Genomic DNA, 24,824 nt, shown 5'->3' on the forward strand with positions numbered 1-24,824 from the left:
AGGTCGGGCTTAAAACTCCCACCTGCCTTTAGTTTATTTCAGTTCATTGTCCATCCAGTTTTCGTCAATCTTCATAAACGGAGCCTCGAATTATGAGCGGTCCCGTAACAACAGCACGGCGGTCAGCTGATTGTACGGTCAAGCAGTATACATAAGGCTCTGCCTGTTTTCCCGTTTCCTCATATCTTAACTCGGCAAATCCCTCCTGATAACAGGAATCCTGCAACCAATCCAGCATAGGTCCCCGCTCATCATTGCGACGCAATCGAATGTCTAGCTCCCCGATATCCCAGTTGAGCAGCGGATTTTCCCATGCCAAGGAGACTTCAATGACAATATGTCCTTCAGATTCACTTGCAGGAATGATTAATGTAGAGAGCACGCTCTCCTGCTCGGTGACCTGAAAAGGCAGTGCATATGTGCCTGGCTCAGCTTTATTTTGAACTGAATATTTCAACATACCTTCTTCCTCCTCTGCCCGTTCATTAGGGCGTCACGGTAAAATGACTGGCTGTACGTTTAGCGACAATGTTCCCGTTTTCCAAAAATTCAGCCAGGATAAACAGCGTTTCCGGGTTGTAAATACTCGTCACCACTCGCAGGTAAAAAGGATTTTGGGCGGTCTCCATATCCTTGAGTTCTAGCACGGAGCCAGCTTCAGGAGAAGGGCTCAATCGAAGGAGCTGCCGTCGGAAAACACCACTGTCATTTCCCATTTCCAGCAACACATCGACGGCTCTCTTTTCACGATTGAAAAAGGTCACATGGCAGCTTTCTATATGGGCGCTGTGGTAAGCGAGATGATGATCGACGGTTAAAAGAAACACGGACATATGATGATGCCTCCTTGAATTCCGTTAGGTTATCAGCCTTAATATGATATGAAAAATAACCGAGATTGGACTGGATAGTTGTACGCCTCTTTGACAAAAAGCGCATTGGTGTCCAACCCTTTTCGCCGTGCTGTGCATGTAATGAAGAGTGGAACATACTACGGCCTGAAGTCCCTTTTCGACTACAGAAGAAGGGTCGCTGAGGGAAGGGGCGTATTAAAAAAGGAGGCACGGCTATGAGACTCGCACAGCTGGCTGGGGAATATGAAGCGGTCTTCAGTCTGGGACAAAACTGTACACCTGCCATTCAATTGGAAAAGAACCGTTTGCGGCCGTTTGCCGGGGTACTGGATTGGATGATGTCTGACACGCTGTCCGATGTGAACCGCTTGCTAGAAAATCGGTTTGCCGGATTTATGGATTTGCCCAATTTAAGTGTCGTTGGTACGAGCCAACTGAATTATATGGTCAGAGATATCGCTTATAATGTGATCTCGGTGCATGATTTTCCGCAGGAACGCAATACGTCCTCAGATCTGGTGACCTATCCCGAGTTCAGGGAAAAGATAGACCGTCGTATCGAACGTTTTTTTGCAAAAACACAGATGGCGAAGCGCAGCTTGTTCGTCCGTATGCTGGGAACCTATGAAGAAGTAGAGGAACTGGAACGTATCTTGTCAGGTATGGTAGCGAATGAATTTCGTTTGTTGGTGGTGAATTGTTCCGGTGTAACGGAGTTGACGGAGGTGGATTGGCAGCTTCCACATGTATGCGCGGTGGAAATGCCTTTTGCCGATGTATGGAATTACAAAAGTGATCCACACTGGCGTACCCTTTTTAAAGGGATGACCTTGTCCTCGGAAAGGGGAGGGCGTCGTGCTTGAGCGGTTGCAGGGGAATTATGATGCTGTATTCAGTCTGGGTGGACATTGCTTGCCTTCCATTCAGCTGGATAAAAACGGACTGCGTCCCTATGCGGGTCCGCTGGACTGGATGATTTCCGGTAACTTGTCACAGGTCAGTCGCTTGCTGGACGCCCGTTTTGCCGGTTTTATGGATGTTGATAGTCTGCGTGTCACGGGGCACGATTACGGCGAGCATAACTTCATGGTCGAGGATGCAAACTATGAGATTACAGCGGCACACCATTTTCCGGTTAGAGAGAATACATCGGAGCAGCTGACTTCCTATCCTGCATTCAAAACGACGCTTGATCGTCGCATCGCACGTCTACTGGATCAATTCACGCTTGCGTCCCGTCTGCTACTGGTTCGTGTCGGGGGCAGTCGGGAGCAAGCGGTGGGACTACATGATGTGTTATTGCAGAGGATTACACATGATTTTCGCTTGTTATACGTGGATTATACAGGGAATGATGGTGTGACGGAGCTGGATTGGGGATTGGAGCGGCTGGTTTCAGTGGAGCTGCCGCCTGAGGATATATGGAAGGGTCAAGATGAGATGTGGAGTTATATGCTGGAAAATGTCAGGCTGCATGTCTGAGGTTCTGAGATTCTAGAGACACACTATAGATTGTCTTCGGACTGTGCTTGTGCCTGCGCCAAGCTATAGGGAGTCGCATAACATGATGCGAAGGGAAGTCATATGCTTCGGTTCAAAAGGAGGGTGAGCTAGTGAAGGCTTTGGTCACCGGGGGAGCCGGATTTATTGGTTCTCAGCTGGTACGTGCGCTTGCTGATTCGGGCATCAGAGTGCATGTGCTGGATAATCTGACGACCGGGAATATCGCAAATGTGGACCCGCGCGCAGTCATGCATATTGCGGATATTCGCAGCTCTGAAGCTAGGACGCTGCTGATTCGGGAAAGCCCGGATATTGTGTTTCACTTGGCCGCACAGGCGGATGTACAGCAATCCATCCATCAACCCGATGAGGACGCGGATGTGAACGTGCTGGGGACGATCCATTTGTTGCAGGCTTGTCATGAAGCCGGTGTGTCAAAATTTATATTTGCGTCCACGTCCGGTGTATATGGAGAGCTACAAAAGCAATGTATACAGGAAGACGATCCCGTGGAGCCGATTTCAGGCTACGGACTGTCCAAGCTGACCGCAGAATCGTATATTCGACTTTTTTATCGGCTGTACGGAATGAACTACACGATTTTGCGTTATGGAAATGTGTATGGTCCCGGTCAGGCTGCGAAGGGAGAGGGTGGTGTAGTCGCTCTCTTTATGGAGCGGCTGAAAAAAGGAAGCCCCTTGCTCATTCACGGTGATGGGACACAAACCCGCGACTTTGTGTACGTCAAGGATGTCGTTCGAGCGAATATGGCGGCTATTCATGCAGCGGACCAACGCACAGTACATGTAAGTACGGGACGAACGACGTCCATCAATCGACTGGCCTACGATTTACTAAAGCTGCATGGTTCGTCTGTCCGTCCTGTATATTCACCGGCGCGAGCGGGAGACATTCACCATAGCTGTCTTAGTAATGCAGTCGCCAGACATTGGCTTCGTTGGGAACCGCTATACGGCATTTCTGCCGGTTTACAGGAAACGTATGTGAGCAGTATGGGCTCAGGCAAAGAAGGTATGTCTTGATCAAAAGCGCGCGGATATCAAGAAAGAGACTGAGGAAATACTCAGCCTCTTTTTCATTTGAATAGCAATTAGATGTTCTCGCCAGCCAGCTTCAAGGCTTGATCCAGGACTGCTGCACCGTTTCCTCTACCATAAGCCAACGTGTCAATGACATCTACAGGAATGCTATAGGGAGCAGCAATTTCGGTTACTGCCTTTTTACGCATCCGTACTTGAGGTCCGAGCAAAATAGCAATCACAGAATCTGTAATGCCTTCCAGCTCTTCCTTAATGGTGCTTTCGGGGATGGCTTCGATGTTCAGCTCTATGGATCTTGCTGCTGCTTCTTTTTTCATTTTAGAAACCAAAATGGATGTGGACATACCCGCAGCACATGCCAGAATAATTTTTTTCATCGTTGAGCGCCTCCAGAAATTCATTTTTAACTACTTATACTCTTCACCCAGATCAGCAACAAACGAGCGTTCCTTGATAACAGCTTGATACCAGTAGCCGGATTTCTTCAAATGCCGACTTCGATCATTGTCTAGGTTAATTTCCACCAGTCCGTAGCGATTTTTAAAAGCATTCATGGGAGAAACGTTGTCTGTAAAGGCCCACAGCATATAACCTGTACAGTTGGAGCCTGCTTCTACAGCTTGTAACGTGTAGTATAAATGCTCAGTTATAAAGTCAATACGATAGTCGTCCTGAATGATGTGCTCCTCATTTTTGAAGGCAACCTCATTCTCAATGCCCATACCATTTTCTGCGACAAACCACTCGATATTGTGATATTCGTTCTTAATACGCATTCCCATATCGTAAATGATTTTCGGATAAATCTCCCAGCCCCGTGACTTGTTCATTCTTTTACCCGGAAGATCAAAATGCTCATAGTAGTAAGAGGGGTGGAAGGGGGTGTTTTCATTCCACGCTTTACTCTGCGCTTTGACCCGGTGGGGATAATAGAGATTGATTCCGACGTAGTCAACGGTATTTTTCTTAATCACGGTCAGCTCTTCCGTTGTAGCTTCAAATGCAATATCATGCTTGCCCATGAGATCGAACAATTCTTGTGGGTATTCGCCTTTAATAAGCGGGTCCAGAAATACTCGATTGTAAAATAAATCATACACATGCGCCGCGTATTGGTCATGAGGGGCGCTTGATCGGGCATACGTGACTTCGGGATTTAGAATCACGCCTATTTTAGCCCCGTGCTGACTATAGTTTTTTGCTTTGAAAAGCTGTACGCATTTCGCGGTAGCCAGCGTTTTATTATAGTTCCATTGCATCCACTTTCGCGTATTTTGTTCATAGGGATAGCGGAGGGCATCTAGATAGACACGCGTTTGTACAACAATGGGCTCATTAAACGTAAACCAGTGCTTGACCCGATCCCCGTACCGTTCAAACACTTTTTCCGCATATTTTACAAACAGTTCCACTACATGCTTGGAGGACCAGCCCTCATATTTATCCATCAAATAAGCGGGTACCTCATAGTGCTCCAGACAAATCATCGGCTCGACTCCACTTGCAATCAGCTCATCAATGACTCGGCCCATATAATCCGCATACGCTTCATCCACCACTACATTCTCATAATCCGTTAAGAAGCGGGACCAATTAATAGAAGTACGATAATGGGTTAAGCCAATCTGCTTCATCAGCGCAATATCTTCGGTATAGCGATTATAAAAGTCGGTTGCAACCGCGGGTCCATATCCATTGTGCCAGACATAGCGGTCATTTTTGTACCATTGGTCTAGGTATGAGTCCTGACCTTCTTTTTTACCGCTCCATCCCTCTGTCTGCCAAGCGGAAGCCGCTGCACCCATGATGAAATTCGACGGAATTTGTATCGTATGTTTAGCCATGACATGTTTCTCCTTTTCATTGTATAAAGAATGCGTTTTCAATTAATTGATGTATTTCTATAGTAACGCATTATTCAGCCGTTCGCTTGTTGGCAATTTTGACGAACGGGAAATAAATGATAATGGCTACCACAATACAAATGATCTGAGTTACGACGGCGCCAATGCTTCCACCTGTAGACAGGTAGGCATTAATAATAGGCGGAGTAGTCCATGGAACCATGACGACGGCTTTACCTGCAAATCCAAGCAACGTCGAGAAGTAACCAATCGTTCCTGTGATGAGCGGAGTAATAATGAAAGGGATAGCCATCAATGGATTCAACATAATCGGAAGTCCAAAAATGACAGGCTCATTAATATTAAACAGACCCGGACCCAACGAAAGCTTTGTTATTTCCTTCATATCTTCACGCTTGGAAGCGATCATAATACAAATCAAGAGAGCCAGCGTAATTCCTGAACCACCGATACTCATGTATACGTCCCAGAAAGGCATCGTAATAATGTTCGGAATGGGCAGTCCTTGCTCATAAGCAGTCATGTTGACGGTAATCGCGCCAAGCAGCAGGGGTTCACGAATGGGCTTTACCATTTGGTTCCCGTGAATACCGATCACCCAGAAGATTTGCGCAACCAGCATCAGCACCAGTATACCTGGCAGTCCCTGTACTACGGTCTCCAGAGGTTTTTGTACCACATTATAGACGGCATCGTACAGGTAGAGACCTGTAAACTTATGAAAGAAAAATCCGAGCATTGAGAAGACTGTCACCGTAATGATGGTTGGTATCAATGCAGAAAAAGAAACGGCCACATTGCTGGGAACACTTTCAGGCATTTTGATTTTTAGCTTATCGGACTTGCCCAACTTACTGTACAGCTCAACGGATAGGATGCTTATGAAAATACCTGAAAACAAGCTCTTGGTATCCGTAAATTGACGGGCTAAGACGTCTGTTACTTTTTGCATGTCACCGTTAACCATCAACTCTATCGTGGTTGGTGTCACAGAGATAAAACAGATTAAAGCAAGCAAACCGGGGAAGAGATTTTTCTCACCGTTAATTTTTCCTAGCTCCAGACCAATCATGAAAATAGCCAGAATGGTAAGGATATTCAAGCTGGCATAGTTAATGCCCGAGAAAATCGGTTTGTACTCAGCCAGGAATGAGAACGGCTTAAAATGCGCAAGGCCATTGACCGGGTCCATGACCATATTAGAAATCAATACAGCAAAGGCACCGACAATAATAACAGGCATTAATGTGATAAAAGCTGATTTGATCGCTATAATATATTTAAAATTATTGATTGCATTTGCTACCGATGTGAGGCCATCGACCAGTTTGTCTTTGAATGCCATGGGATCGCGTCCCTCCCTCTACGATTTCGGTACGAATTGATCAATGCGTTCATACAGGTCTACAAACTCTGAGGCCATATCGCGAATGGTGATGGCATTCATCAGATGATCTTGAGCATGTACCATCATGACGGACATCTCTGTTTTTTCACCCGCTGCTTCCTTGCGGATAATTCTGGTTTGAATTTTGTGGGAGGACACCAGTTCTTTTTTTGCTGTGGCTAATTCATCTTTGGCTTCCTGAAATTTCCCCGCCTTTGCAAGCTCAATCGCCTCCATGGCCGAACTGCGTGCATTCCCTGCGTATAATATAATTTGGAATACAATCTCTGTATCATCCATGTCCTCCATGTTTACGTCGTGCTCTGTAGATTCATCATTATTCACGTGATCCTCTCTCCTTTCAATCATCCTCGTCGTATGGCTATTATAATTTGGAATCGCTTTCAACATAACGTACATTATTTCCTCTTCTTAACGGAAATAAATCGTTCTTCATACTCCTTATGTTCAACAATTTTTGTGCAACACTTCTATGAATTCTGTATACGATTTGCAGCGAATAAGCTGCTGGACGAGCTGTTCATTATTTAAAATTTCAAGCAAAATATGATACATAGTCTGTAAATCTTCTGATTTGGTGCGCTGTATACAGAGCATACAAATAAACTGTACCGGCTTGCCATCCCAGTCGATAGCTTTTTGTAATGTACAGATGGCCCAAAACGTAGAATCTGCGAAAGGTTCCATCGGATGCGGGATCGCGACCAAGTTGCCAAATGAAGTGGGGGAAACGGCTTCACGCTCTATTACAGATTGCAGCAGGGGGCCTTTTACAAGATCTGCTTCGTGTATTTTTTCGGCTATAAATTCAAGCACTTGGAGTTTGTTCTCAAACTTCTGCTGAAGAAAGACCAATTTTTTTCGTACATACTGCACAGCAGGAAGTCTGGTCTCAGAAATGGCTTGCTCAATTTTAGTAATATCGGAACCGCCTAAAAATGTATTCACATGGATCATGGGGATAGAAAGCGGTTCTGAAATGGGGATCGTGCTAATGACAAAGTCCAATGTATCCAACGGCATTTGTTTCAGCTTATAAAATTCAGTGGTTCCTACGATATCCAACCTGGAACCGAAAACCGATTGAAGCTTATAATACAGCAGCTTAGCGCTGCCGAGTCCAGAAGCACATACGATCATACATCTTTTGGGCGCGTCCTCCATTTTCTTTCTTTCCATCGCGACTCCGATATGAATAGCTAAATACCCAATTTCATTTTCCTCGATGTGTATATGAAGCCGCTGCTTGATGACTTCCGCAGCAATGATACCTGCTTCAAAGGCAAGCGGGTAATTGGCTTTGATTTCATCCAGCATAGGATTACGCAAATTCATTCCGTATTGATAACGGTTGATCACCGGTTTGAGGTGAAGGCAAAATGCAATCAGCAATTCTTGATCGTTATGAATGTTCATCTTCAACTGCTGATCAATTTGGTCTAGTATTTCGATAGTCAGTTCGTAGATATCTTTATCAATGATCTTTTTAATCTCCACCTCATCCATACGGGCACTAACGACGGTCCTTACACCCAACAGGTGAACAGCAATGTACGCAACTTCAACAAGTGGAAAGGAGTGCTTCATGATTTGTTCCAAGGCGGATACGATCTCAGTCGCCACCCTAAACTCTTTCTGCGCTTCAATTTTTTTCATCTCTTGCGGATAATACGACACATACCTTTCTTCGCGAATACGCTTACATGCTATAGCGATATGAATGACCAGATTGTTCAGGGCAATGTCCGACAACTGAATATCATGGATCTCAATACGATCCAGAATCACTTCTCTTATGAATTCCATCTCTTCGTTAGAGATCAGAAGAGGGGGGGACACCTGCTGCTCGCCTATTTCATCTAACCTGTTAAATAAATAGTCGGAAATGCAATAACGCAGCTTGGCCTCATTACCCTTGACTCGAATACCATGATAGGGTCTATTCTCCAGAGATAGTCCGTAAGTTGCCAGCAGCTTGCGCAGTTCTTTGAGGTCATTCTGTAAAGTAGATCGACTAACATACAGGATCTCGGCTAAATCATCAAGTTTGACATATGCATTGGTAAGCAATAGCTTTTTCATTAAAAAACGGTTTCTAGCTTCAGAAGAACTCGCTAATGGATAGGGCACATGATGATCATAATCCTTTAATTGCTTCAGTAGATGATGAAATGCTTGTTCGTCCCGAACCTCTAACTTGTAGCCTGTCCCTTTAAGGGGCTTAACTGCTGCTCCATGCTTTGACAACAGAGCACCCAATTCCTTTAAATCCGTTCGTATCGTTCGAGAAGATACCTTCAATGCATTTGCCAAGTGTTCTCCTTTGACCATCTGTTCTGCAACCAATATACGAAGAATATCAAAAATACGCACAACGAGCCCCCTTTCTTAGCTGTTCTGATGAACAGTATACAACGGTTAGAACGTAACCAAAAGAAGGATTAACAGCAGCGTGAATGCTAGATGACCTTGACACACTAGCAGATTCGGGGATATAGTGGATACAATAAGTCTTTGATTGAGGTGTAGTTATGAAATTTACAAAAGCAACGAATTATGCTCTGCACACTATGCTCATGCTCGTTACTGATTCGTCGGTGAAGCCGGTAGGTGTTCAGCAACTAGCCGAATCCCAAAAAGTTTCACCAACTTATCTTTCGAAAATTTTGACAAGGCTTGTGAAGGCTGGGATGATCGAATCGGTTTCTGGAGCCAATGGAGGCTATCGACTTTCTCGTCATAAAGAGGACATTACCTTTTTGGATATTATCCATGCCATTGAAGGAACGAATTCTTTGTTTGAATGTGATTTTGTCCACGGCTCCGAGTGCCTGATTCAAGCTGTAATGAGGGAAGCAGAGGAGAAAATGGAACGACATCTTAAAAATACGAAATTGGTCGATTTGGCGCAAAAGCAAACGCAAGTTTCAAAGTAAGCGACTTTATATAGAAAGAGGGTGGTTGCCAGTTATGTAAAGCTTTTTTTTGTTTTATTGAAGATATAAAGAGTCTCTAATATCTTTTAAAGGGAGTTGGGTGTTATGCTGTACGATTGCGCTATTATTGGCGGAGGGCCCGCCGGATTGAATGCAGCCCTCGTGCTTGGCAGGGCCAGAAGAAGTGTGGCTTTGATTGATAATAATCGGCCCAGAAATGCGGTTACGCATGCGTCGCACGGTTTTATTACGAGAGACGGCGTAACGCCGGCCGAGTTCCGCCGTGTAGCTTATGAGGAAGTGTTGCGTTATCCGTCTGTCCATCATCTGCAAACCGAGGTTGTTTCGATTACAAAAAACGAATCTGGATTTGAGGTACTTGATTCGTCAGGCCATCGCGTTCAAGCGCGGAAATTGATATTGGCGACGGGCGTAAAGGAGATATTCCCCGAGATTGAAGGTTTTTATCCGTTATACGGGAAAAGTTTATTTAATTGCCCTTATTGCGACGGCTGGGAGTTGCGGGATCAACCGCTTGTCCTCGTCTCTGAATCGGCAGCTATATTTCATACAGCCAAACTACTCCTTAACTGGAGTAAGGATTTGATCGTCTGTACGAATGGTCAGGCATCCCTGTCGGACGAGCAAAAAGAACGGCTCTATTCTAAAGGAATCATCGTAATGGAGCAACCTGTTGCGGCGTTCATCGGTCACAATGGAAAGCTTGAGCATGTGCGCTTTACGGATGGCACTCAAGTCCCGAGGATCGGCGGCTTTGTGTCTCCCCAGTTTGTACAAAATGCACCGTTTGGAGAACGTTTGGGCTGTGAAAGAACGGAGTCGGGCGGGATCAAGACGGATGAAGCGGGGAGAACCTCCATACCTGGTGTATATGCTGCCGGGGATTCATCGTACTTCATGCCTTCCCAGTTGATTTTTGCCGCGGCCGACGGCAGTCGAACCGCTGCGAGCGTAAATATGGATTTGACAGAGGAAGATTTCAACGAATAACCATAAATTTGAATATCCCATATGGAGTTCGTAATAGAAAAGGCCGCCAACACGGCGGCTTTATTCTAAAATCATAGAGACAGCAAGCAATAATAAACCAATGATCATAGGTTATTCTGAGGCTAAACAAGATCTTCTTTTAATAACCTCTGTATTCACAAGAACCTGGGTATGATGCCCCTGATGATGGTTAAGCCTCTCCATAAGCAAGTTTACAGCAGTTCGGGCCAAAATATCCTTTTTCACATGAATGGTTGTGAGTTCCGGGCTAATGACCTTGGCTTCATGAATATTATCAAATCCCATGACGGAAATTTGCTCAGGCACTCGGATGTTCATTTCCTGAAACGTTTTAATGGCACTGATCGCCATATAATCATTTTCGCAAAATAGGGCCGAAGGTAGCTCATTCAATTCATGAATAGCTGTTTTAAATGCGTCCTGTGACATCACAAGCATGGGATGCATATCAAATGTAAGCCCATTTTCTATGGAAAGATTGTGCTCCTCTAAAGCCGCCATAAACCCTTCCTTTCGTTTTGTAAAGTTAAGAATCCTCGTACTGGATTGTACGTATCCTATCTTTCTGTGTCCTGACTGCATTAAATATTGGCCTGCCTGATACCCACCAAGATAGTTGTTAATAGATACGAAACTGGCATCGACGTGTTCAAAGCAGGTATCCAACACCACGATATTGGAATGAATGGACTGTATGGAATGAATAATCTCAGAAGTTAAATTGGTACCAAGCAGAAGTATGCCTGAAGAAGGCTGATCTTTTTCCAAAGCAGATAATTCTTCTTCGAGGCTATGGCTATCAAAAGACGAAAAAATCAAGGTGTTTCCATGTTCTCTCACCTGATTGGTAATATGATGAATTAACTCATTGAAAAATGGAAGTGAATCATAATGCTCTGTTACGATGTCTGTATTTTTACAGGCCACAAAGCGTATCACATGATGATTTTTAATAACTTCCTTGCTTGTCTTCATGGTGCGTGGTTTATATCCATGCTCTTGAGCTATTTTTAGAATTTGCTCCTTGGTTTCTTCACTGACTCCGGGTTTGTTATTAAAAGCAAGAGAGACAGCAGATTTTGAAACACCTGCAAGCCTTGCAATATCATCAATTTTCAATGTGGAACCCCCTATTGAACTAAACTACATAAATTATATCATTACTCTGCAAGAAAGTTTAGCTTATAAACTAAACTAAACTAAATAACTAAAAATAAAAAAAAGTTGACCATTTATGATTTATAGTGTTAATATTCAGGTGTAAAGCGCTTTAATTTAGTTTATTTTGCGAAACAATCATATAAATTTAGTTATTTATTTAGTTTTGTTTAGGGAGTATTGTGAATGCAGCAAGAGAGGAATGGTGATTCATTTGAGTTTAAACATGGCTGAAAGTCAAAGAAGTTTTACAAAAGAGGAAAAACCTTTTTTTTATTTGGCAGATACGGTTTGGAGTGTATTTACCAACGCGACGTTAGAGGAGTGGAGCGATTATCTTGACTATCGGAAGATGCAAGGTTTCAATGTGTTGCAAATCAACATGCTCCGACAATGGGATGCAAGTGAATCGGATCTGAATCTACAGCCATTTGCATTACTGGAAAATGGGGATTTCGACTACCATACATTAAATGAAGCTTATTTTGACCGGGCAGAAATCATGTTGAAAATGGCTGAAGAGCGTGGGTTTGTTCCGGCCCTGGTTCTATTGTGGTGTAACTATGTGCCGGATACATGGGCTGAAATGTTCCAAAAGGGTAATAAAATGCCGTTTGAATGCGTTGAACCCTATGTAACGTACGTCGTAAACCGTTTTTCTCCATTGGATCCTATTTTTCTGATCAGCGGGGATAGTGATTTTCCGACCGAACGTGCCAATTCCTATTATTTAAAAGCACTGGATATTGTACAACAATTAAGCCCTGCAAGCTTAACTACGCTGCATATTCAAGGAAGATTGAGAGAAATTCCTCAAGCCTTTGAGAAACACAAGGGTCTTGGATTCTATATGTATCAATCAGGACATAACTCCCAGTTTCAACATGTAGCCCATGAGATTGCTCAACATTTCTATCATAAGCCGGATATACGGCCTGTCATTAATGGGGAGCCATGTTATGAACAAATTAGTTACAGCCGCAATGTGTATGGCAGATACACTGCTCTGGATGCCAGAAAAGCGGCATGGCAAAGTCTCCTTGCAGGCGGGGGAGCGGGAATCACCTACGGGGCGCATGGAATTTGGAGCTGGCATAAAAAAGGCAAGAAATTCGGTATTGTAGAAGGGGAAGGATTCGATAGTCCCTATGATTGGAGAACGGCCTTACGATTTGAAGGTGCGTGGGATTATTCCTTTATTAAATATTTGTTTGAAATCTATAACCTGATTGGCGTTAAGCCATTGGATATTGTTTTAAACAAGACAGAGGAAATCAGAGCTGCGGGGAACGAGAATTCCATTATCTTGTATGTCCCATTTAACACGAAAGTACGACTAAGTATCAACGTGCAGGATTACAAGTTTACAACGATTGATTTAGCCGGGAAGCGGTTTGCCCAAACTGATGTGTCTGTCCAAAAGGATCAATCGGTGCTAGACATGCACAGCTTTGAAAGTGATGTTGTCATCATTGGAACGAAATAAAAACAGAGAAGAATGTGGATGGAGTGAAGCAACATGTGGAAAATCGGCGTCATTGGAACGGGATATTGGTCGGAAAAACATATAAAAGCATGGCAGTTTATCTCGGATGTAGAAATCCAAGGATTTTGTGATCGAAATCAAGGTTTACTTTTTGAAAAAGCAGCTCAATTCCATATACCTACTGAATATTGTTATACCGGCCTTGAGGAGATGCTAAGCGAAGCGGATGTTGATGTCGTGGACATCATTACACCTCCTGAGACACATCTGGAACTGGTTAGACTGGCGGCCGCAGCCGGAAAACATATTATGTGCCAAAAACCTTTTGCACGTTCTGTGGAGGAAGCTGAGCAGATTGTAGGTATTGCTGAAGCTGCGGGAGTCAGACTTATGGTGACCGAAAATTGGCGTTGGCTTGAACCTTTTCAAATCATTAAAAAACTGCTGGCAGAGAATATCGTTGGGAATATGAACGTTATACGTTATACGCATACTGATTTTTATTCGCCGAGGTTCGCCCCGGAAAAAGAGCTGCCGCAGCCATTTTTCAGAGATATGCCCAAGCTTTTGTTTTATGAAATGGGAGTTCATTGGCTGGACACATGGCGTTTTTTATTTGGTGAACCCCAACGTCTATATGCGGAAACCAAACGAGTCAGCCCTTATACAAAGGGAGAAGACACCGGCATCATCATGTTAGGTTATGAACATTATTTCGGTCTCATGGACATGAGCTGGGCGACTCGTAGGGAACTGAATGAGCAACTACCGGAGCAGGTCCTTCCCGATCATAAAGAACAGCTGGTGATTGAAGGCGATCAGGCCACCCTAAAACTGTATAACACAGGTAAATTATGTCTCATTAATAATCAGGGAGTCGAAAAAGTATTGGTTGAAAAGACTGAATTAAACTATGAGGAAAGCCATAAAAGGCTACAGGCTCATTTTATAGATTGTCTCAACACGGGAAAAGAATTTCAAACGAGTGGTCACGACAATATCAAGACCCTTCAGCTTGTATTCGACACCTATGACAGCGCAGAAAATCATAAAGTTCATGTGTATTAAGAGGCATCAGGATGTCCATTAACGATATTGTGATGTATGTTATCGCTCTTTTTTTAGTGCTGGGTGCATTGGATCAATGTTTGGGAAATCGCTGGGGGTTGGGACAAGCCTTCAACAATGGGCTCATGACCATGGGTTCTCTTGCTCTGGTCATGATAGGAATTGTTTCCTTGGCTCCTGTACTCGCCTCATGGTTGATTCCTATTGTTTCACCATTATATGTGGCCATGGGTGCCGATCCGGCATCCTTTGCCAATACGATATTGGCGGTAGATATGGGAGGATACGCGCTTGCGGCAGAAATGGCACACAGCCAGCAAGCGGGTTTGTTTTCATGGGTTTTTCTAGGGACCATGTTTGGCCCAACGCTCGTATTTACGATTCCGGTTGCCCTCGGCATTTTGGGAAAAGAGGATCATCCATATTTTGCAAAAGGAATCTTGATCGGTATCAGTACAATTCCCTTTGGTTGTTTCATAGGGGGAATAACCGCTGGTTTTGACGTGATGATGATTTTAAAAAATCTGATCATCCCCATGCTTCTTTCAATAATCATTATGCTGGGTTTACGTCTATTTACGGAGCTTACGATCCGATTGTTCACGTGGTTTGGTAACGGCATTAGACTTCTATCCCTTGTCGGTTTGGCAGCGATTGGGGTCGAAACCTTAACTGGATTTGTGATCATTCCCAATATGGCTCCGTTGTCTGTCGGTGTGCAAACGGTTGGAACGATTGCTATTGTATTGGCGGGTGCGTTTCCGTTGGTTGCTTGGATTACAAAAATATTTAAAAATCCGCTTCAACGGGCAGGACATTTGCTAAACATAGATCCATCGGCTACTGCGGGTCTGGTAGCTAGTCTTGCTCATAATATTCCTACGTTCACTTTAGTTAAAGAGATGGAGCCCAGAGGCAAAGTGATTAGTATTGCTTTTGCTGTCAGTGGATCTTTCGTTCTGGGGGGACATCTTGGCTTTGTAGCAGGGATGGACAAGAATATGGTGATTGCCATGATCGTGGGTAAACTTGCAGGCGGAATCAGTGCCGTAATTGTCGCAGTTATTGCACATCCGACTACTACGAATAGAAAAATAGAAAGCGCATCCAAGAAGGAGTGAACATGATGGATCATAAAAAAACAGCCAAAGAAGTATGGAGTGCCGTGGGCGGAAATGAAAATGTGAACAGTGTCATTCACTGTGTCACTCGATTGAGATTTAAACTGAAGGATAATCAATTGCCAGATAAAGAAAAGATCAAGCAGATTGACGGTGTCATTACCGTCGTGGAAAGTGGTGGCCAATTTCAGGTGGTCATCGGGAATGAGGTTCCCAAAGTTTATGAAGCTCTTTTGGATATAATGGGAGTAAAGCATGGAGATCAGATGGTTGAAGAGGATCAAAAGAATGAAAAAGCGAGCCTATTCAGCCGATTTGTCGATGTAATTTCAGGTGTGTTTATGCCCGTTGTAGGTGTGCTCGCTGCTGTGGGGATTCTAAAAGGACTATTGGCCTTATGCACATCCCTAGGCTGGATGACTGATCAGATGGGCACGTATAAAATTTTATATGCGACAGCGGACGCTATGTTTTATTTCTTTCCGGTTATTCTAGGGTTTTCAGCAGGTAAAAAATTTGGAGGAAACCCGTATCTGTCTGCCGTTTTGGGAGCAGCGATGGTGTACCCGACCATTACTTCCGCCTTTACGGATAAAACGGCGTTGTCCTTTTTGACCATACCTGTCGTTCTGATTAATTATACTTCTTCTGTTATACCTATCATTATTGGAGCGTTCTTGGCAGCAAAGGTCGAAAAAATGATAAGTAAGTTTGCACCTGCCTCCATTAAAATGTTCATGGTGCCTTTTCTGACCTTGGTCATCATATCACCGCTTGTTTTTCTGGTTGTCGGACCGATAGCAACTATAATCAGCGATGGGTTAGCCAAAGGCTCTATGTGGATTTACCAGTTAAGTCCGGCTGTTGCTGGTCTCGTTCTGGCCGGGTTCTGGCAGGGCATCATTATCTTCGGTCTGCATTGGGCATTCATTCCAATTCTACTGAATAATGTAGTCACGAACGGGTTTGATCCGATTAACGGTATGCTATTCTGTACGACATTTGCGCAAACAGGTGCGGCATTTGCCATCGCTTTGAAATCACGGGACCCTAAATTAAAACCCATCGCCACTTCTGCCACAATTGCGGGTTTGATGGGGGTTACTGAACCAGCTATTTACGGAGTTACGCTACCCGCCAAAAAACCGTTTATTTTAGCTTCGATCGCTGGAGGTATAGGAGGAGCTGCTGCAGGCTTACTCGGCTCAACGGCATATGGATTTGCCTCAGGTGGCATTTTTGGTATACCTCTATTCATTAATCCAAAAGGCATGGATGCAGGCTTTATCGGCTTTATCATATCTTTGGTTGTAGCTTTTGTAGTCGCATTTATTTTGACCTATCTTTTCGGTTATAAAAATGCAAAACCTGCGTCTGAGATTAAAATTGCAGATGAAAACAAAAAAGAAGAAAAAGCGGTATTCAGTCCTCTACATGGTGAATTGATTCCTTTAACCGCAGTAAAAGATGAAGCTTTTTCCAGCGGTTCGATGGGCCGGGGGGCCGCAATTATTCCGAAAGAAGGAGTAGCCTATGCGCCATTTAACGGAACTGTTGTTACCGTTTTCAAAACCAAGCATGCCATCGGGCTTATTTCTGAGGATGGGGTTGAACTGCTCATTCACATTGGAATTAATACGGTCAGCTTGAAAGGAAAACATTTCACTTCCTTTGTGTCTGAAGGGGATACGATTCAAAAAGGGGACAAGCTGGTTGAATTCGATCCCAAAGCTATAGAGGATGAAGGATATGATATTATCACATCCGTCATTGTAACCAATACAGCCGTGTACACGGATATCTTAGTTGAAGGCTCCAAGGATATTCATGCAGGAGACCGCTTACTAAAGATTAGATAGATTCCAATATTCCATAATAAAAAGGCAAGTTAAAGCTGACGGTGACCCGTATATAAAAAGGGTTGTCGTCAGCTGTTTTTTAGTTACCTCACACCCAGCGTGTTCATCATCTGCCGGAAGGAGCGCACATATTTATCCGGTGCCAACAGACTAACGATTCGCTCCAGCCCTTTCCTGCGGATAGATTCGCGTTGAGGTACGTTGTTCATCAGGTCTAGTCCTTGCAGTATCGCCTGCAAGATGTCCCCCTGCTGATAAAATTTACCGGTTTCGTTGTGGTCAATGAATGCTCGTACTCCGTCTGAATCAGAGCTTAATACCGGGCAACGACAGGCCATCGCCTCAGCAACCGCATAGCCGAAGCCCTCTACCAGCGAGGTCGATAGCAGGTAGCCGCCTGAGTCGCCAATCATGGAGTAGTACAGGGGCATTTGGGCATGAGGTACGCTTTTAAAACGCTCGATAATGGAGGACATGCCAAGCTGAGCAAGCATGTTCTCGAATTGTATTTTATCCTCCGGCTGAGACAAAGTGTCATCATAAAACATCCAGATTCGAAGATCCGCACGGTTTTGCAGCATCCAGTAAGAAATGTCGACAAAATGCCTCCAGTTCTTGTTGGGCTCCAACCGCCCAACCCAGGCAATAATCGGATTGATCGGAGGAGTGTTAGGTACATAATTAAATACGCTGGTATCCAGTACGTTTGGAAATACATAACGATTAAGCCATGGACACATGTCGGTAAATAGCTGCACCAGATGAGTTGTATTGGGCAAGAGCACCGCGTTGGCATGTTTCTGAAGATACGGAACTGCATCCGCGACCACCCAAGCAGCCTCTTCGTGAGAACCAAAGCCCTGCGATTCATAGATTAATATCCCCTGATAACCCAACATTCGCAGTCTGGGGAGCATAGGATAATCCGATGATACGATAATTGCATCATAGCGGTTAGTAATTACCAGCATTCGAATTTCTTCTTCAGAGGAAGTCATGAATACAGGAATATCGCCGTTCAGGTTTTGCATCCCTGTACCTTGCTGATAATAGAGAAGATGACATTCAATCCCGTCCTGCATGAGCACTTTACAGCGTTGGCGGTTCAAGGTTTCTACGCCGCCACTGGGTATATAAAAAGTAAATAGAACTTTGATCTCAATAACCTCCTTTGCCAGTCACAAGCTCCTATACCAAGTTATTCAACCTACAGGACGGGGTGTGGGTTTCTATGCAAGCCTAGATTGAATTAGCGCATAATTATGGCTAAGGCGAGAATCGTCCGGGGAGCGCTCTGTTGCTTCTCTCGCAAATTCACAAGCTTTGTGTAAAAGGCCTAACTCGTAGCAAGCGAGGGCACCAAGATCATACAGTGTGGCGTCCCAGCAAAAATCTTCTTGCATGTACGTATCGGGTCGTGTTGAAATACGCAACGCTTCTTCAACCATATGATAGACGGCGGACCAGTTCCGTGTATGATAAGCCAGCTGAGCCATTTCCGTGTAAGGTTCACGTAAATACGGCGCTTCCGCAATAGCCCGGTATAACCAACGTGTTGCCTCCTGCCATTGTTCACTTGCTTTATAGGCTCTAGAAATAAAGCGCATCGAAGCGCTGCGTTCATCTGCCCAGCGTGCCTGCGGCATGGTAAGATGTCGTTGCAATGTAGTAATGCACTCATCCCAGCGGCCATGATACATATATTCTCGCCCCAAGTAATGCATGTTGCGGTCATCCTCGGGAAACTCGCGCACAGACTGCTCCAGCAGCGGAAGGTATTGGCTGCGGGATTTGTGTGGATCGGGATCATGATACAAGCGGAGCTGATCGGATCGAATGCTACGTTCTTCACTTTCCCCGATATATTCAAGCACCTCGTGAACCGGGCGTACCCAGCGGTAACCGTGACGAGTGTGTATTTTTTCTTTCCAGAACCATGTATAGACGGTATCTTGCCCAGGCTGTCCATGCGTAAAGGCATATAGCATCCGGGTAGTTCCTTCCTTCCAGTTACGTTCCAGCCGCGACCGCCAACCTTCCTCCCAGACTTCGTCCAGATCCGTACAGACACAAATATCTATATCGTCAGGGACCAGTCGTAGGGACTCATTGCGAGCCTTGTCAAAACGCCAAGGATTTACCTCGATACGATGCACCTCTGCACCCGCTTCGCGTAGCAGGGAAACAGTATCGTCTGTAGAGCCGGTGTCCGCTACAATGACAACATCGGCTTCACGCATGGTGTGCATCCAGCGTTTGGCGAATCGGGCTTCATTTTTGCTAATGGCATAGACAGCTATCTTGTACCGATTCGATTGTTGCATTCCGCTTGCTCCTCCTTTGACTTACTTAAAGATTGAGGGGTGAGTATGGGAGACATCTCTATTGGGGAGGATTCAGGATTGAGCTGAAAAATTGCCGATTATGCAGGACATGCGGGTCGTTGGGAACGTACATTGCAGCTTGTTCGTTGTGCCAATCCGCACGTGTGTAATCCTTCATCCGAAAATGGCAAATGCATAGCTGGATATGAGGAAACCACGTTTGGTACGCGTCCTGTACCGGGCCCATCGTGTCGGGAGGATTCAGAGTGGTAGCCATGTCGTACCAATAAATAGCCTTGGAGATCTCATTTTTATGCAAAAAATAATGACCTATCCGACAGCATAGATCTGCCCTGGGCGTATCGAAGGTCAAACTATGGAGAGCCGCGGTAATACTTTGCTCCAGCTTGCCAAGTTGTTGCAGACAGTCGGCCATTTTGCTACATGCACTAATCGCGTCCTCTACCCAGCACTGTCCGGTATCCAGAAAATTCTGGTAAGCCTGCACGGCCTGCTCATATCTTTCATTATCTCTTAACTCGTTAGCGTAATAGTAGAGGTCACGAGGAGAGAAGGTATGACCTTGGGCGAGCAACTTCTCATAAATTCGCAGATTTCTTCCTGGAGAGACTGTATGTGTTCTGGTATGAGTTATGGCGATATCGGCATGTTGAATATTCCCGTCTACGGCGAGGTACTCATGCACAGCTCCGTGCCAACGGAATCCGGCTGACCTTCTGATCAAGCGGTTTCGGCGAAAATGTAGGGTGACATTGCCATGATCATCAAAGCCATAATGATAATTCATAGACACGGAATCGACGGTTGGTACGGCTGAGGAATCAAGGGTTTGCTTCAGCTCAAGCAGCTTGACGGCATCCTGCTCCTTCAAAATATCATCGGCATCAAGCCAGAGAATGTACTCCTGCGTAGCTTGCTCAAACGAATAGTTACGTGCAAGGGCAAAATGATCTACCCATTCAAATGGAAAAATTCGATCTGTAAAGTTGCGACATATGTCAATGGTCCGATCCTGTGAACCTGTGTCCACGATGTTGATTTCATCCACAATAGGATGGACCGATTCCAGACAACGGCCAATTGTATTTTGATCATTTTTGACGATCATGCACAGGCTGATACTGATCAATTGAGCATCACTCCTTTGGGAACCATCTAAGAGTTCAGGTCAAACATAAAGTTGGATTTAAAAGAGGTCTGATTTATAGAAGCCCTGCCACAATCGCGGCAGGGCAAGGATGACAAAGCTTTTAACATGCTGTGCGGCTTTGTCCATAAGGTATGGTACATCGCTTAAACATGATGTGGTAGAAAAGGAGCTTAGAGTCCGGTAGGCCCCGTAGGTCCAGTCGGCCCCGTAGGTCCTGTAGGTCCAATCGGGCCAGTAAATCCAAACGGTCCGGTAGGTCCAGTCGGCCCTGTAGGTCCCGTGTCGCCCGTAGGTCCGACAGGTCCAGTAGCGCCTGTGTCGCCGATAGGCCCGATAGGCCCGATAGGTCCAGCAGATCCTGTATCACCCGTAGCGCCTGTAGGTCCGACAGGTCCGGTAGCACCTGTATCACCCGTGGCACCCGTAGGTCCGACAGGTCCAGTAAATCCAAGGCCAAATGGTCCAGTAGGTCCAGTCGGCCCCGTAGGCCCGGTATCGCCAGTAGGCCCGATAGGTCCGGTAACACCTGTGTCGCCCGTGGCCCCCGTAGGCCCGACAGGTCCAGTAACACCAGTGTCGCCCGTGGCACCCGTAGGCCCGACAGGTCCGGTAACACCAGTGTCGCCCGTGGCCCCCGTAGGCCCGACAGGTCCGGTAACACCTGTGTCGCCCGTGGCCCCCGTAGGCCCGACAGGTCCGGTAACGCCAGTGTCGCCCGTAGCGCCTGTAGCACCAGTTGGGCCGGCAGGTCCGACTGGACCCACAGCTCCAGCTGCACTTGCTTTAACAAGAGCAACGGCATCAATAGCTACATCAGCGGTGTTAGCCAAGGCGTTTTTACTAATAACCAAAAAGGCATAGGCTGCGTTGGCTGGTACAGGAGCTGTTACTTCGTATAGGCTTTGCCATGTCCCATTCACAGCGTCTGGTAATGTACCTGCACTCAAATAGGTAGTTAGCCCCGTGCCAAGGAAGCTAAAGGTTGCGTCATAGTAATACAGAAAAATGTTAACTTGAGGACTGGACAGACTTCCTATTTTTGCAGCTGAAAGGCTTAACGTATAACTTTCGCCTGGTGCAGCAAAAACGACCTGGGAAAGAGATGCATCTACTGCGCCTCCTGTCAGGATCGCACTATAAAAGTTTGTCTTTTTTACAGATAAGTTAGTGACAGTCACATTGACAGAGCTCCAAAAAAGGGTTGATCCGATCTCGAAGTCGCCGTTAGAAACTAGATTGGTAAACAATACACTCATCGCTTTTATACACTCCCTTCACACGTTGTAATGATAGTAGATGCGAATCCATACCTTAGCGAACCGTACAAGTTTCTGAGGGTAGATGTGTAATTTTATGTTCACATTTCAGACACATTATTTTAAGCTTCTATTTAAGTGACGTTAAGCTGGAGTTATATGTGGGGGATTATTATTAGAATTTAAAAGTGTAGCATAAGGTGCGAGGGGACCGCTCCGCGAAGGCTTTGGGCTTCCGATCGCTGTTGCCGTGGGATTTTTCTGTGATTAAATAAGACATGTAAAGGTAAAAATCCCAAGGCAAAGGCGAACGCTGGCGCTTCTCCAGCTCCAAATCCTCCGCTCCGCTGCTACCCACTACTGATGCAACATTTTAGGGGGAGGGAAGTAGGAGGAGACCGCTCCGCGAAGGCTTTGGGCTTCCGATCGCTGTTGCCGTGGTATTTTTTTGTGATTAAATAAGACATGTAAAGGTAAAAATCCCAAGGCAAAGGCGAACGCTGGCGCTTCTCCAGCTCCAAATCCTCCGCTCCGCTGCTACCCGCTACTGATGCAACATTTTAGGAGGGAGGGAAGTAGGAGGAGGCTGCTTCGCGAAGGCTTTGGGCTTCCGATCGCTGTTGCCGTGGGATTTTTTTGTGATTAAGTAAGACATGTAAAGGTAAAAATCCCAAGGCAAAGGCGAACGCTGGCGCTTCTCCAGCTCCAAATCCTCCGCTCCGCTGCTACCCACTACTGATGCAACATTTTAGGTGGGAGGGAAGTAGGAGGAGGCCCGCTTCGCGAAGGCTTTGGTCTTCCGAACTTATCGCTATGGAATTCTTTTGATATGTGTGTGTAGTTCGAAATGATTTGTCAATACGATAAAGGAAAGGGTGGAACATGTGCTCAAAGTGCAGCAGGTGAGCAAGTGGTATGAGGGCAACTGGGGTGTACATAAGCTGGATTTTGAAATGCAGCGCGGTGAAATTGTTGGTTTCCTGGGGCCGAATGGTGCGGGTAAAACGACGACGATGCGCATGATTACAGGATATCTTCAACCCAACGAGGGAGTGATTACGATTGATGGTATCCCGATTCAGGATAAGGGTAGACAGGCCCGTTCCAAAATCGGTTATCTGCCGGAGACTCCCCCTTTGTATGAGGATATGTCCGTAAGATCCTATTTGAAGTTTGTAGCTAGTATTCGGGACGTGCCTGCGAGAGAGCAGAAGCTGCGTATTTCGGAGATGATTTCCAGGCTAGGACTGAATGGGCGGGAAAAACAATTAGTCCGCAGTTTGTCCAAAGGGTATAAACAGCGCTTGGGACTGGCAGGTGCGATTATTCATAACCCGGATTTACTGGTACTGGATGAACCGACTTCGGGTTTGGACCCCAATCAGATTTTGGAGATTCGTCAGCTCATTCAGGAGATTGGCGAAAATCATACGGTATTGCTAAGTACGCATATATTGCCTGAGGTGGATGCGTTATGCAATCGTGTTCTCATCATCCATGAAGGGAAACTGGTCATGGATGGGCGCCCTGACGCGCTCGGCGGTTCGATGGAAGATGGATTCAAGGTGAAGGTGGAGGTCAGAGGGAAGTGTGAGCAGGTGCTGGATGTCCTGCGTACTTGGGGAAAAGTAGAGGTTGAATCTATGGCGGCCACGCAGCCTCCAGCGAACACGAAGCTGACTGCCGCAGAGCCAGATATGACCGGATTGCTACTCACAGGAGCCTCCGGTGAGGATTTTCGCGAAGAACTATTTTATGTGCTGTCTGATGCGAAGCTTCCGATTTTGGAGATGAAAAAAGAAAGCCTTAGCTTGGAAAATATCTTCCAGCAGTTAACGACCCGCGAGACGGAAGAAGGTCAGGTCAGCGATCCAGCAGTACAAGACCTACATTCCTCGGAGAATGCAGCTCCTACGGCTATCACGGTGGAGCATGGAGATGCTGCGTCCGGCGACGATAAGGCTGAAGAAGATAAGGATACAGGAGGTAATCGGTCATGAGGCGTTTGTTCGCGGTCTGTCAAAAAGAGCTGCAAGCCTATTTGTGGACACCAACGACCTATTTTGCGCTTGCAGTGTACATGCTGCTGACGGGGTTACTTTTTTATACAAATTTTGTTATGTATCAGCCTAGCATTCTGGACTATCGGCTGGTACTTGGTGACACCTTGTCCATGCTGGTGTTCGTCGTCCCATTACTCACGATGAGGCTGGTTGCGGAGGAATTCAGGCAAGGTACGGATGAACTGCTACTTACCTCACCTGTGAGTGTGACGGAAATGATCGTGGGTAAATTTTTGGCGTCGCTGGGCATGTTGCTCATATTAGTGCTGTGCAGTCTAGCGTATCCGGTCGTGATGTCCTTTTATGGGTCGCTGGATTGGACACTGGTATTTACATCTGTGATCGGTCTGTTTATGCTTGGCGCAGCCATGATGGCGATCGGCTTATTCGCTTCGACGCTTTCACAGCATCAGATGATGTCAGCGGTCGTCGGTTTTATTATTTTACTTGTGTTCTGGATGCTGGATTCGTTTGGTGGACAGACGGGTGCATCTGCGGCGGTGCAGCAATGGCTGGAACCTTTTTCACTAACCGCACGGTTTGATAGTTTCACCAAAGGGTTGCTGAATGGAGCCGATGTGATGTACTACGTGACAGTGGCGGTGCTCTTTTTGCTATTCAGCATCCAGGTGGTTGAACGGAAACGGTGGAGGTAATGA

At 45.6% G+C, this 24,824-nt stretch carries 23 protein-coding genes; 11 read left to right on the top strand and 12 right to left on the bottom strand.

Features of this window, described 5'->3' with window-relative positions; all coding sequences use genetic code 11:
- Positions 1–64: 64 nt before the first annotated feature.
- Both WA407_RS16020 and WA407_RS16025 read right to left on the bottom strand, forming a co-directional pair.
- Positions 65–460: a hypothetical protein gene (locus tag WA407_RS16020; RefSeq protein WP_336077760.1), complete on the bottom strand. Its 396-nt coding sequence runs from the start codon at positions 458–460 to the stop codon at positions 65–67.
- A 25-nt stretch (positions 461–485) separates the two neighbouring features.
- A complete protein-coding gene (locus WA407_RS16025; RefSeq protein ID WP_165179127.1) occupies positions 486–833 on the bottom strand; it encodes a hypothetical protein in 348 nt (115 codons plus the stop codon).
- A gap of 236 nt (positions 834–1,069) precedes the next feature.
- Between WA407_RS16025 and WA407_RS16030 the strand changes: the two genes are divergently transcribed.
- The 3 genes from WA407_RS16030 to WA407_RS16040 all read left to right on the top strand — a co-directional run bounded on the left by WA407_RS16030 (position 1,070) and on the right by WA407_RS16040 (position 3,400).
- Positions 1,070–1,717, top strand: coding sequence for a DUF1796 family putative cysteine peptidase (locus tag WA407_RS16030; RefSeq protein ID WP_134903945.1), 648 nt, complete (start codon positions 1,070–1,072; stop codon positions 1,715–1,717).
- On the top strand, positions 1,710–2,336 hold the full coding sequence (locus tag WA407_RS16035) for a DUF1796 family putative cysteine peptidase (RefSeq protein WP_254329198.1): 627 nt from the start codon (positions 1,710–1,712) through the stop codon (positions 2,334–2,336). The genes WA407_RS16030 and WA407_RS16035 overlap by 8 nt, the downstream gene beginning before the upstream one ends.
- Positions 2,337–2,467: 131 nt before the next feature.
- Entirely contained in the window at positions 2,468–3,400 is a 933-nt protein-coding gene (locus tag WA407_RS16040; RefSeq protein ID WP_061830060.1) for an NAD-dependent epimerase/dehydratase family protein, read from the top strand.
- 68 nt (positions 3,401–3,468) lie between these two features.
- On the opposite strand, the gene WA407_RS16045 is transcribed toward WA407_RS16040, so the two are convergent.
- From WA407_RS16045 to WA407_RS16065, 5 genes are all read right to left on the bottom strand, one after another.
- Positions 3,469–3,795 carry a PTS sugar transporter subunit IIB gene (locus WA407_RS16045; protein WP_061830059.1) on the bottom strand — a complete coding sequence of 109 codons (327 nt, stop codon included), beginning with the start codon at positions 3,793–3,795 and terminating at the stop codon, positions 3,469–3,471.
- Positions 3,796–3,825: 30 nt separating this feature from the next.
- Positions 3,826–5,262: a glycoside hydrolase family 1 protein gene (locus WA407_RS16050; protein WP_336077761.1), complete on the bottom strand. Its 1,437-nt coding sequence runs from the start codon at positions 5,260–5,262 to the stop codon at positions 3,826–3,828.
- Between the two features lie 70 nt (positions 5,263–5,332).
- On the bottom strand, positions 5,333–6,628 hold the full coding sequence (locus tag WA407_RS16055) for a PTS sugar transporter subunit IIC (protein WP_336077762.1): 1,296 nt from the start codon (positions 6,626–6,628) through the stop codon (positions 5,333–5,335).
- Between the two features lie 18 nt (positions 6,629–6,646).
- Entirely contained in the window at positions 6,647–6,970 is a 324-nt protein-coding gene (locus WA407_RS16060) for a PTS lactose/cellobiose transporter subunit IIA (RefSeq protein WP_043882570.1), read from the bottom strand.
- A gap of 168 nt (positions 6,971–7,138) precedes the next feature.
- The gene (locus WA407_RS16065; RefSeq protein WP_336077763.1) at positions 7,139–9,064 is read right to left on the bottom strand and encodes a BglG family transcription antiterminator; all 1,926 of its coding nucleotides are present in this window, start codon (positions 9,062–9,064) and stop codon (positions 7,139–7,141) included.
- A gap of 158 nt (positions 9,065–9,222) precedes the next feature.
- Here WA407_RS16065 and WA407_RS16070 point away from each other — a divergent pair, with 158 nt between their 5' ends.
- Together WA407_RS16070 and WA407_RS16075 are read left to right on the top strand one after the other, a co-directional pair.
- Complete coding sequence (locus tag WA407_RS16070; protein WP_254329194.1) at positions 9,223–9,627, top strand: Rrf2 family transcriptional regulator; 405 nt, start codon at positions 9,223–9,225, stop codon at positions 9,625–9,627.
- Positions 9,628–9,732: 105 nt separating this feature from the next.
- Positions 9,733–10,638, top strand: coding sequence for an NAD(P)/FAD-dependent oxidoreductase (locus tag WA407_RS16075; protein ID WP_336077764.1), 906 nt, complete (start codon positions 9,733–9,735; stop codon positions 10,636–10,638).
- Between the two features lie 111 nt (positions 10,639–10,749).
- Here WA407_RS16075 and WA407_RS16080 read toward each other — a convergent pair whose 3' ends face one another.
- On the bottom strand, positions 10,750–11,778 hold the full coding sequence (locus WA407_RS16080) for a LacI family DNA-binding transcriptional regulator (protein ID WP_336077766.1): 1,029 nt from the start codon (positions 11,776–11,778) through the stop codon (positions 10,750–10,752).
- Between the two features lie 244 nt (positions 11,779–12,022).
- Between WA407_RS16080 and WA407_RS16085 the strand changes: the two genes are divergently transcribed.
- The 4 genes from WA407_RS16085 to WA407_RS16100 are packed head-to-tail and all read left to right on the top strand — an operon-like array spanning position 12,023 to position 17,351.
- Positions 12,023–13,303, top strand: coding sequence for an apiosidase-like domain-containing protein (locus tag WA407_RS16085; RefSeq protein ID WP_336077767.1), 1,281 nt, complete (start codon positions 12,023–12,025; stop codon positions 13,301–13,303).
- 33 nt (positions 13,304–13,336) lie between these two features.
- Positions 13,337–14,371, top strand: coding sequence for a Gfo/Idh/MocA family protein (locus WA407_RS16090; RefSeq protein ID WP_336077768.1), 1,035 nt, complete (start codon positions 13,337–13,339; stop codon positions 14,369–14,371).
- A gap of 11 nt (positions 14,372–14,382) precedes the next feature.
- Positions 14,383–15,492, top strand: a complete 1,110-nt coding sequence (gene eutH, locus WA407_RS16095; RefSeq protein ID WP_336077769.1) for an ethanolamine utilization protein EutH — start codon at positions 14,383–14,385, stop codon at positions 15,490–15,492.
- A gap of 5 nt (positions 15,493–15,497) precedes the next feature.
- A complete protein-coding gene (locus tag WA407_RS16100; RefSeq protein WP_254329282.1) occupies positions 15,498–17,351 on the top strand; it encodes a beta-glucoside-specific PTS transporter subunit IIABC in 1,854 nt (617 codons plus the stop codon).
- Between the two features lie 83 nt (positions 17,352–17,434).
- Here the strand turns inward: WA407_RS16100 and WA407_RS16105 are convergent, their stop codons facing one another.
- From WA407_RS16105 to WA407_RS16120, 4 genes are all read right to left on the bottom strand, one after another.
- On the bottom strand, positions 17,435–18,529 hold the full coding sequence (locus tag WA407_RS16105; protein WP_235309843.1) for a glycosyltransferase family 4 protein: 1,095 nt from the start codon (positions 18,527–18,529) through the stop codon (positions 17,435–17,437).
- A gap of 51 nt (positions 18,530–18,580) precedes the next feature.
- The gene (locus WA407_RS16110; RefSeq protein ID WP_336077770.1) at positions 18,581–19,675 is read right to left on the bottom strand and encodes a tetratricopeptide repeat-containing glycosyltransferase; all 1,095 of its coding nucleotides are present in this window, start codon (positions 19,673–19,675) and stop codon (positions 18,581–18,583) included.
- 58 nt (positions 19,676–19,733) lie between these two features.
- Complete coding sequence (locus WA407_RS16115) at positions 19,734–20,825, bottom strand: glycosyltransferase (RefSeq protein ID WP_235308480.1); 1,092 nt, start codon at positions 20,823–20,825, stop codon at positions 19,734–19,736.
- 191 nt (positions 20,826–21,016) lie between these two features.
- A complete protein-coding gene (locus tag WA407_RS16120) occupies positions 21,017–22,102 on the bottom strand; it encodes an NTTRR-F1 domain (RefSeq protein ID WP_336077771.1) in 1,086 nt (361 codons plus the stop codon).
- Positions 22,103–22,986: 884 nt separating this feature from the next.
- Here WA407_RS16120 and WA407_RS16125 point away from each other — a divergent pair.
- Positions 22,987–24,102 (top strand): ABC transporter ATP-binding protein, encoded by a 1,116-nt coding sequence (locus WA407_RS16125; RefSeq protein ID WP_336077772.1) that lies wholly within the window; start codon positions 22,987–22,989, stop codon positions 24,100–24,102.
- Positions 24,099–24,821: an ABC transporter permease gene (locus WA407_RS16130; protein ID WP_013311725.1), complete on the top strand. Its 723-nt coding sequence runs from the start codon at positions 24,099–24,101 to the stop codon at positions 24,819–24,821. Before WA407_RS16125 ends, WA407_RS16130 begins: the two co-directional genes overlap by 4 nt.
- Positions 24,822–24,824 lie beyond the last annotated feature (3 nt).

Origin of the sequence: Paenibacillus sp. 203 (genome assembly GCF_037027525.1) — a bacterium.
GTDB classification, from domain to species: Bacteria; Bacillota; Bacilli; order Paenibacillales; family Paenibacillaceae; genus Paenibacillus; species Paenibacillus polymyxa_B.